The organism is Rathayibacter sp. AY1A3 (genome assembly GCF_002930975.1).
GTDB lineage: Bacteria > Actinomycetota > Actinomycetes > Actinomycetales > Microbacteriaceae > Rathayibacter.
Genome location: NZ_PSTO01000027.1, coordinates 41291 through 49338 on the forward strand (window position 1 = coordinate 41291; position 8048 = coordinate 49338).

Genomic DNA, 8048 nt, shown 5'->3' on the forward strand with positions numbered 1-8048 from the left:
GGTCCGCGGATCGACGGATCCGCACGCCCGCTTCCGAGGCGCGCGCGGCACGATGGGGAGCATGACGTCCTCGACCGCCCCCACCGTCCGCGACAACGCCTCGGTCACCGCCGCCGACCGGTCCCGCGTGTTCCACTCCTGGTCGGCGCAGGGCGCGCTGAACCCGCTGCCGATCGCGGGCGGTCTCGGCGCCGAGGTCTGGGACGTCGACGGCACCCGCTACCTCGACTTCTCGAGCCAGCTCGTGAACGTCACCATCGGCTACCAGCACCCGAAGGTCGTCGCCGCCATCCAGGAGCAGGCGGGCGTCCTCACCACCGTCGGCCCCGCCTACGCGAACGAGACCCGCGCCGAGGCGGCCCGCCTGATCACCGAGCGGGCGCCCGAGGGCATGGAGAAGGTCTTCTTCACCAACGGCGGCGCGGATGCGAACGAGAACGCGATCCGCATGGCGCGGCTGTTCACCGGCCGCGACAAGGTCGTCTCGCTGTACCGCTCGTACCACGGCAACACGGGAGCGGCGATCGTCTCGACCGGCGACTGGCGCCGCATCCCGAACGAGTACTCCCGCGGGCACGTGCACGCCTTCGGGCCCTACCTGTACCGCAGCGAGTTCTGGGCCGAGAGCCTCGAGCAGGAGTGCGAGCGCGCGCTCCACCACCTCGAGCGCGTCGTGCAGGCGGAGGGGCCGGAGTCGATCGCCGCGTTCCTCCTCGAGACCATCCCCGGCACCGCCGGCGTGCTCACCCCGCCGCCCGGCTACCTCGCGGGTGTCCGCGAGATCGCCGACCGGTACGGCATCCAGCTGATCCTCGACGAGGTCATGGCGGGCTTCGGCCGCACGGGGGAGTGGTTCGCCTTCGACGCCTTCGACGTGCGCCCCGATCTGATCACCTTCGCGAAGGGCGTCAACTCGGGCTACGTCCCGATCGGCGGCGTCGTCATCTCGGATCCGATCGCTCACCACTTCGACGAGCGCGTCTTCCCCGGCGGTCTCACCTACTCGGGCCACCCGCTCGCCGCGGCCAGCGTCGTCGCGACGCTCGAGGCGATGGAGGAGGAGGGGATCGTCGACAACGCGCGCACCATCGGCTCGGAGCACCTGGCCCCCGGCCTGGCGGCTCTCGAGGCGAAGCACGACCTGATCGGCGAGGTCCGGGGCTCCGGAGTGTTCTGGGCCCTGGAGCTGGTCACCGACCGGGCCGCGCGCACCCCGCTGCCGGCGGCCTCCGTCGCCCGCCTCAAGGCCGACCTGCTGTCCCGCGGTCTCCTGCCCTTCACCGCCGACAACCGGATCCACGTGGTCCCGCCGGCCGTCATCACCCCCGCCGAGGTCGCCCGCGGCCTCGGCATCCTCGACGACGCCCTCACCGCCTTCAGCGGCTGACCGCACTCCGTTCCGCAGGCGGCGGCGTCCTCGCGAGGCGTGTCCGGGGATCCGCGTTCCAGCGGATCCGCGTCGCCGTGCGCGTCCCGCTCCTCGGGACCCGGCCGCGCGCTGGAGCCGACTGCGGGACGCCGCGAAGGCAGCGGCGCCGTCGCGAGGCGTATCCGGGGATCCGCGTTCCAGCGGATCCGCGTCGCCGTGCGCGTCCCGCTCCTCGGGACCCGGCCCCGCGCTGGAGCCGACTGCGGGACGCCGCGAAGGCAGCGGCGCCGTCGCGAGGCGTATCGGGGGATCCGCGTTCCAGCGGATCCGCGTCGCCGTGCGCATCCCGCTCCTCGGGACCTGGCCCCGCGCTGGAGCCGACTGCGGGACGCCGCGCGGGGAGCGGCGTCCTAACCAGCGGCGTCCTCGCGAGGCGTATCCGGGGATCCGCGTTCCAGCGGATCCGCGTCGCCGTACGCGACCCGCTCCTCGGGACCCGGCCCCGCGCTCGAGCCGACTGCGGGACGCCGCGCGGGGAGCGGCGTCCTAACCAGCACTGTGCAAGGCGAACGCCGTCACGAACCCGAGGACCGCGTACAGCCCGGTGAGCACGTCGTCGCGGTCGAACGCCTCGGGGATCATCGTGTTCGAGATCATGGCGAGGATCGCGCCGGCGGCGACGGTCGTCACGAAGGCCACGACCGCGCCCGGTGCGGTGGCGAAGACCAGGAAGCCGACCAGCGCTGCGGCGGCCGAGATCGCGGCGATCCCGCCCCAGACGGTGAAGACGTAGCGGGCGGAGCGGCCGTCGGCTTTCATGCCGACCGTCGAGGACAGGCCCTCGGGGAGGTTCGAGATCGCGACCGCGGCGACGATGGGCACGCTGATCGCCGCTCCCGCTCCGCCCTGGGCGACCGAGAGGCCGAGCACGATCGATTCGGGGACCCCGTCGATCAGGGCGCCGGCCGCGATGGCCGCGCCTCCTCCTCCGCCCGAGCCCTTCGCGCTCTTGCGGTTCCCCGCGCCGGCGCGGGTGAGCAGCGCGTCCGCGCCGACGAAGACGACGGCTCCCGCGAGCGTGCCGAGGATCGTCGGGAGCAGTCCTCCGTCGTCCGCCGCTTCCTGCACGAGCTCGTAGGCGAGCGCCGAGATCAGCACCCCTGCTCCGAACGCCGAGATCGCGGCGGTGAGCTTCGGGGGCACGCGCACGAACCAGGCGAGCGCGGCGCCGATCAGGAGGGTGGCGCCGCCGATGGCGCCGCTGGCGAGGGCGAGGGTCCAGGGAGGCACGGCTCCACCCTGGCACCGGCGGCGTCCGGTCGCGGCGGGCTTGACGGGGGCGCTCCGGCGGCGCTCGACCCGCCTCCGCCCGCCCCGACAGCTGTCGTGCAGGCGTCGGGCCGCGATGCCCGGCCGATCCTCGGCGATGGAGGGCCGCTCGGGCCGGGCGTCCCCGTAAACTGCCGGAATGGCGGAGTTCAGCGCGAGTGTTTTCCAGAACGAGTTCCTCTCGGACGGCGCCACCGACGTGCACGCCATCGTCACGGTGACCGCGTCCCGCACGGGGGTCGCCGGGTCCGACGGGGCCGCGGCCGAGATCATCATCGTGGACTGCTCCGGATCGATGACCGGCGAGAACATGACGGCCGCCAAGCGCGCCGCCGCCGTGGCCGTCGACCAGATCCTGGACGGCACCTTCTTCGCCGTCGTGGCCGGGTCCGAGCGCGCCGACCGCGCCTTCCCGTACCCCAACGCCACCGTCTCGATGGTGCGGATGGAGCCGGGGGCGCGAGCCGCGGCGAAGGAGGCGATCGGCTACCTCCAGGCCGACGGCGGCACCGCGATGGGCACCTGGCTGACCCTCGCCCGCCAGCTGTTCGCGACCGTGCCGGAGGCGACGCAGAGGCACGCGATCCTCCTCACCGACGGCAAGAACGAGCACGAGTCGCGGATGCAGCTGGACGCGGCGATCCGCGCGGCGTCGGGCGACTTCCAGTGCGACGTGCGCGGCGTCGGCTCCCGCTGGATCGTCGAGGAGGCGCGCACCATCGCGAGCGCCCTGCTGGGCACCGTGGGCCTGATCGCGAACCCGGCCGACATGGCCGCCGACTTCGAGTCGCTGATGCGGGCGTCGATGGGCCGGGGAGTCGCCAACGGCGAGCTCCGCGTCTGGACTCCGCAGGGCGCGCAGCTGCTCTTCGTCCGCCAGGTCGCGCCGAACCTCGAGGACCTCAGCTCCCGGCGGAACGCCGTGAACCCGCTCACCGGCGCCTACCCGACCGGCGCCTGGGGCGACGAGTCGCGGGAGTACCACGTGGCGGTGCGGGTCGCGTCGAAGCCGGTCGGCTCGGAGCAGCTCGCCGCGCGGGTGCAGCTCAGCGTGCGCGACGAGGTGGTCGCCTCCGCCCTGGTGAAGGCGCGCTGGACGGACGACTCCGCCCTGACCGCCCGCATCGACCCCGCCGTCGCCCACTACACCGGCCAGACCGAGCTCGCCTCGGCGATCCAGGACGGGCTCGCAGCCAAGGCGCGGGGCGACGAGGCGACCGCCACGGTCAAGCTCGGGCGCGCGGTGCAGCTCGCCTCCGTCACCGGGAACGACGAGGCGACCGCGAAGCTGCGGAAGGTCGTCGAGATCGACAACCCGAACGAGGGCACCGTGCGGCTCAAGCGCGGCGTGGACCGCCTCGACGAGATGGCGCTGGACACCGCGTCGACCAAGACCACGCGGGTGCGCAAGTGAGCTTCCGCTGCCCCGAGGAGCACACCTCGCAGTCCGGCGACTACTGCGACGTCTGCGGAGCGCCCATCGGTGCCGCTGCGGCCCCGTCGCCCGCCCCCGCCGCGCCGACCACCGCGATCCCGACCGGCCCCTCGGTCTGCCCGCACTGCTCGTTCCCGAACGAGCCCGGCGCCCTGTTCTGCGAGAACTGCGGCTACGACTTCACGACCGGCTCCCTCCCCGAGGCCGATCCGTTCACCTCCTCCGGCGCCGTCCGCGCTCCGGGCGAGGTCGGCGGCTCCGCGACGCCGTCGGGGGACCCGGCCCAGCACCTGGGCGAGGCGCCCGCGCCGCAGGCCGATCCCGCGGCTCCCACCGAGCTGGTTCCGGAGCAGGAGGCCGGCTTCGACGCCCCCGTCGCGACCGCGCCGCCCGCCGCTCCGCCGACCGAGGTGATCCCGGAGGCCCCTGCACCCGAGGCCGCAGCCCCCGACGCGGCACCCGGGGCCTCAGCATCAGAGGAGGAGTCCGCGTCCGCGCCGGCCACCGGCTCCGCCCACCCCGCCGCCGCCTCCGCGGACCCGGACCGCCCGTGGATCGCCGAGCTCTGGGTCGACCCGGAGTGGTACGCCGAGCAGCGCGCCGACGACCCCATGCCCTCGCCCGGCCCGCCCGCGACCGTCGTCCTCCGCGAGCGCACCCTGCTCGTCGGCCGCCCGTCCGTCTCCCGCGGCATCTCGCCGCAGGTGGACTGCGGCTCCGACTCCGGTGTCTCGCGGCGCCACTGCCAGCTGAGCACCGACGGCTACCGCTGGTGGGTCGAGGATCTGCAGTCGGCGAACGGCACGTACCTCGCCCCGGCCGGGGCTGCGCTCCCGCAGTCGCCGATCGCCGCCGGTCAGCGCCGCGAGGTCGAGGAGGGCGACCGGATCTACGTGGGCGCCTGGACGAGGATCGTGCTCCGTCCCGCGTTCCCCGGCGAGGCCTAGGGCCCCGCGCCCGAACGGTCAGCGACCGGCGAGCGCTCCGAGCATCCACGACAGCGCCGCGATCGCGCCGACGCCGACCACGCTCGAGCCGATGATCACGGAGCGCCGGATCCGTGCCGCGCGCGAGTCCGAGGCGGTCGGCGCGCCCGAAGCCGAGCCCGTCGTCATCCCGCCGCGGAGCCGGTGCGCGACCTCGTCGGCGGTCGGCCGCTTCTCCGGGTCCCGCTGCGTCATCGAGGTCAGCAGCGCCCGCCACTCCGCCGGCAGCGTGTCGGGCACGGAGGGGCTGCGGTGGAGGCGGGCGATCGCCGCCTCGAGGACCGTGCCCGAGTACTCGCGGTGACCGGTGATCGCCTCGAGGAGGACCAGGCCGAGGGAGAAGACGTCGCTCGCTCCGCTGATCGGCTCGCCCGCGACCTGCTCCGGGCTGACGAAGCTCGCGGTGCCGATCACGACGCCGTCGCTGGTGAGGCGGGAGCCGTCCATGAAGTGGGCCACGCCGAAGTCGGTGAGCTTGGCGGTGCGGGCGTAGCCGCTGGAGGCGACCTCGCTGACCAGGATGTTCGCGGGCTTGACGTCGCGGTGCACGACGCCGCGCTCGTGCAGGTAGGCCAGGGCCTCGGCGAGCTGCGTGCCGATCGCCGCGACCTCCGCCGCCGGGAGGGGGCCGGACTCGAGCCGCGCCTCCATCGTGGGGTCGGCGACGAGCTCCATCACGACGTAGCGGCGGACCTCGCCGCCGAAGTTGTGCAGCCCCGCGTCGAAGAGATTGACGATGCCGGGGTGGGCGAAGGAGCTCAGCATCCGCACCTCGCGCTCCTGGCGGGCCACGTCCTCGGGGTTCGAGGCCTCCGCGCGGAACACCTTCACGGCGACCTCGCGCTGCACGGTCTCGTCGCGGGCCCGGTAGACCGAGCCCATCCCGCCGGAGCCGATGCGCTCGATCAGGTAGTAGCGGCCGGCCACCTTCTGCTGGGCGGCGTTCGCGGCGACGGTACTCATGGCGATCCCGCCTTCCGCTCGAACGGTGCGCTCCGGAGCGCACGAGGTGGGCGCCTGCGACGACGGTACCGCGGGGCGGCGCCGGCCGGGTCGGCGGAACGGGGGGATTGACACTCCCGGCCCCGGACGGGGGGACGAATGGCCGCTCAGCGCACCGATCCGCACCCCCCCGCCGCGAGGTCAGCGGAGGCCGCTGCGCGCGAAGCCCTGCACGAAGTAGCGCTGGAACACCAGGAACAGCACCACCATCGGCACGACGTTCACCAGGGCGAACGCCATGGTCGCTCCGTAGTCGCTGCCGAACTGCCCCTGGAGGAAGAGCAGCCCGATCGGGAGCGTGAACAGCGCGTTCTCCTTCAGGGCGATGAGCGGCCAGGCGAAGTCGTTCCAGGAGCCGAGCAGCGACATGAAGAAGAGCACGGCGATGAGCGGCTTCGAGAGGGGGAGGACGATGGCCGTGAACACGCGGAAGTGCCCGGCGCCGTCGATCCGGGCCGCCTCGATCAGGTCCCGCGGGATCGCGAGGATGAACTGCCGCGCCAGGAACAGCCCGAACGCCGAGGCCGCCGTCGGCAGGATCACCGCCCAGTAGCTCCCGTAGAGGCCGAGGTCGGTGACGAGCCGGAACAGCGCCACCATGATCACCTGCACGGGCAGGGTGAGCGTCGACAGGGCCAGGAGGAAGAGCACTCCGGATCCGCGGAACCGCAGCTGCGCGAAGGCGTACCCGCCGAGCAGGTTGATCGTCACGGTGATCAGCGCGGTGACCAGGCTGATCGCGAGGGAGTTGCCGAACCAGGTCGCTACGGGGAACGACGAGAACACGCGCTCGAAGTTCACCAGCGTCAGCTCGCGCGGCCAGAGGCGGAGGGTGCCGCCGAGCAGCTCGGACCGCGAGGAGAACGCGACGACGACCATCCAGTACAGCGGGAAGACGATGACCACCGAGACGGCGAGGGCGAGGGCGAGGCGGAGCAGGCGCGAGGTGCGCGACGTGCGGATCATTCGACGAGGTCCCTCGAGCGGTTGGTGCGCCACTGCACTGCGGTGAAGATCATGGTCAGGATCAGCAGCACGATGCCGATGGCCGCGGCGTAGCCCTGGTCGCGGGTGACGAAACCGGTGTCGTAGGCGTAGGTCACGAGCACCGAGGTCGCGTTCTGCGGTCCGCCGCCGGTGAGCACGAAGACGATGTCGAACACCTGGAACGAGTAGATGACGTTGAGGATGAGCAGGAAGAACGACGACGGGCCGACCAGCGGCAGCGTCACGTGGCGGAACTGCTGCCACGCGTTCGCTCCGTCGAGCCGGGCCGCCTCGTAGAGCGCCGGGTTCACCCCCTGCAGCCCCGCCAGGTAGATCAGCATGTTGAAGCCGGTGCGCCACCACAGGGTGACGAGCACCACGGAGGCGAAGGCCGCCGCTCCGCCGGACTGCCAGGCGATGCGGGGGAGGCCGATCGTCTGGAGCATGCCGTCGAGCACGCCGCTGTTCTCGTCGAAGATCAGCACGCCCATCAGCGCCGTCGCCACGCCGGAGACCGCCATCGGCAGGATGAGGATGCTGCGGAACACCGGCCGCGCGGGCAGCACCGAGTTCATCAGCACCGCCGCGCCGAGGCCCAGCGCCATCGAGAGCGGGGTCACGATCAGGGTGAACAGCGCCGTGTTCAGCGTCGAGCGCCAGAAGAGGCCGTCGCCGAGCAGCCGCGCGTAGTTGTCGAGCCCGACGAAGACGCCGTCGCCGAAGCCGTTCGTGCGCTGGAAGCCGATCAGGAACGCGCCGCCCAGGGGGACGAACACGAACAGCCCGAGCATCAGCAGGTTCGGCGCGAGGAACGCGTAGGCGGCCGCCGTCTCGCGGGCGGGGGCGAGGCGGAGCAGGCGCGAGGTGCGCGACGTGCGGATCATTCGACGAGGTCCCTCGAGCGGTTGGTGCGCCACTGCACTGCGGTGAAGATCATGGT

7 protein-coding genes are annotated in these 8048 nt (G+C 73.0%); 3 read left to right on the forward strand and 4 right to left on the reverse strand.

Annotated features, from left to right (window positions below):
• Positions 1-61: 61 nt before the first annotated feature.
• Positions 62-1387 (forward strand): aspartate aminotransferase family protein, encoded by a 1326-nt coding sequence (locus tag C5C10_RS12660; protein ID WP_104329391.1) that lies wholly within the window; start codon positions 62-64, stop codon positions 1385-1387.
• Between the two features lie 528 nt (positions 1388-1915).
• Here C5C10_RS12660 and C5C10_RS12665 read toward each other — a convergent pair.
• On the reverse strand, positions 1916-2659 hold the full coding sequence (locus C5C10_RS12665; RefSeq protein ID WP_104223842.1) for a ZIP family metal transporter: 744 nt from the start codon (positions 2657-2659) through the stop codon (positions 1916-1918).
• A 178-nt stretch (positions 2660-2837) separates the two neighbouring features.
• Between C5C10_RS12665 and C5C10_RS12670 the strand changes: the two genes are divergently transcribed.
• Positions 2838-4112 carry a VWA domain-containing protein gene (locus C5C10_RS12670; RefSeq protein WP_104329392.1) on the forward strand — a complete coding sequence of 425 codons (1275 nt, stop codon included), beginning with the start codon at positions 2838-2840 and terminating at the stop codon, positions 4110-4112.
• Positions 4109-5080 carry an FHA domain-containing protein gene (locus C5C10_RS12675; protein WP_104329393.1) on the forward strand — a complete coding sequence of 324 codons (972 nt, stop codon included), beginning with the start codon at positions 4109-4111 and terminating at the stop codon, positions 5078-5080. Before C5C10_RS12670 ends, C5C10_RS12675 begins: the two co-directional genes overlap by 4 nt.
• Before the next feature lie 18 nt (positions 5081-5098).
• On the opposite strand, the gene C5C10_RS12680 is transcribed toward C5C10_RS12675, so the two are convergent.
• The 3 genes from C5C10_RS12680 to C5C10_RS12690 all read right to left on the reverse strand — a co-directional run bounded on the left by C5C10_RS12680 (position 5099) and on the right by C5C10_RS12690 (position 7992).
• Complete coding sequence (locus C5C10_RS12680; RefSeq protein WP_104223845.1) at positions 5099-6082, reverse strand: serine/threonine-protein kinase; 984 nt, start codon at positions 6080-6082, stop codon at positions 5099-5101.
• Positions 6083-6262: 180 nt separating this feature from the next.
• Positions 6263-7087 carry a carbohydrate ABC transporter permease gene (locus C5C10_RS12685; protein WP_104233145.1) on the reverse strand — a complete coding sequence of 275 codons (825 nt, stop codon included), beginning with the start codon at positions 7085-7087 and terminating at the stop codon, positions 6263-6265.
• Positions 7084-7992, reverse strand: coding sequence for a carbohydrate ABC transporter permease (locus C5C10_RS12690; protein WP_104329394.1), 909 nt, complete (start codon positions 7990-7992; stop codon positions 7084-7086). Before C5C10_RS12690 ends, C5C10_RS12685 begins: the two co-directional genes overlap by 4 nt.
• Between the last annotated feature and the right edge of the window lie 56 nt (positions 7993-8048).

What these genes read in the sequence shown, in the direction of transcription:
- C5C10_RS12660 (WP_104329391.1), top strand. Translation starts at nt 62, where the DNA reads ATGACGTCCTCGACCGCCCCCACCGTCCGCGACAACGCCTCGGTCACC.
- C5C10_RS12670 (WP_104329392.1), top strand. Translation starts at nt 2,838, where the DNA reads ATGGCGGAGTTCAGCGCGAGTGTTTTCCAGAACGAGTTCCTCTCGGAC.
- C5C10_RS12680 (WP_104223845.1), bottom strand. Translation starts at nt 6,082, where the DNA reads ATGAGTACCGTCGCCGCGAACGCCGCCCAGCAGAAGGTGGCCGGCCGC.
- C5C10_RS12685 (WP_104233145.1), bottom strand. Translation starts at nt 7,087, where the DNA reads ATGATCCGCACGTCGCGCACCTCGCGCCTGCTCCGCCTCGCCCTCGCC.
- C5C10_RS12690 (WP_104329394.1), bottom strand. Translation starts at nt 7,992, where the DNA reads ATGATCCGCACGTCGCGCACCTCGCGCCTGCTCCGCCTCGCCCCCGCC.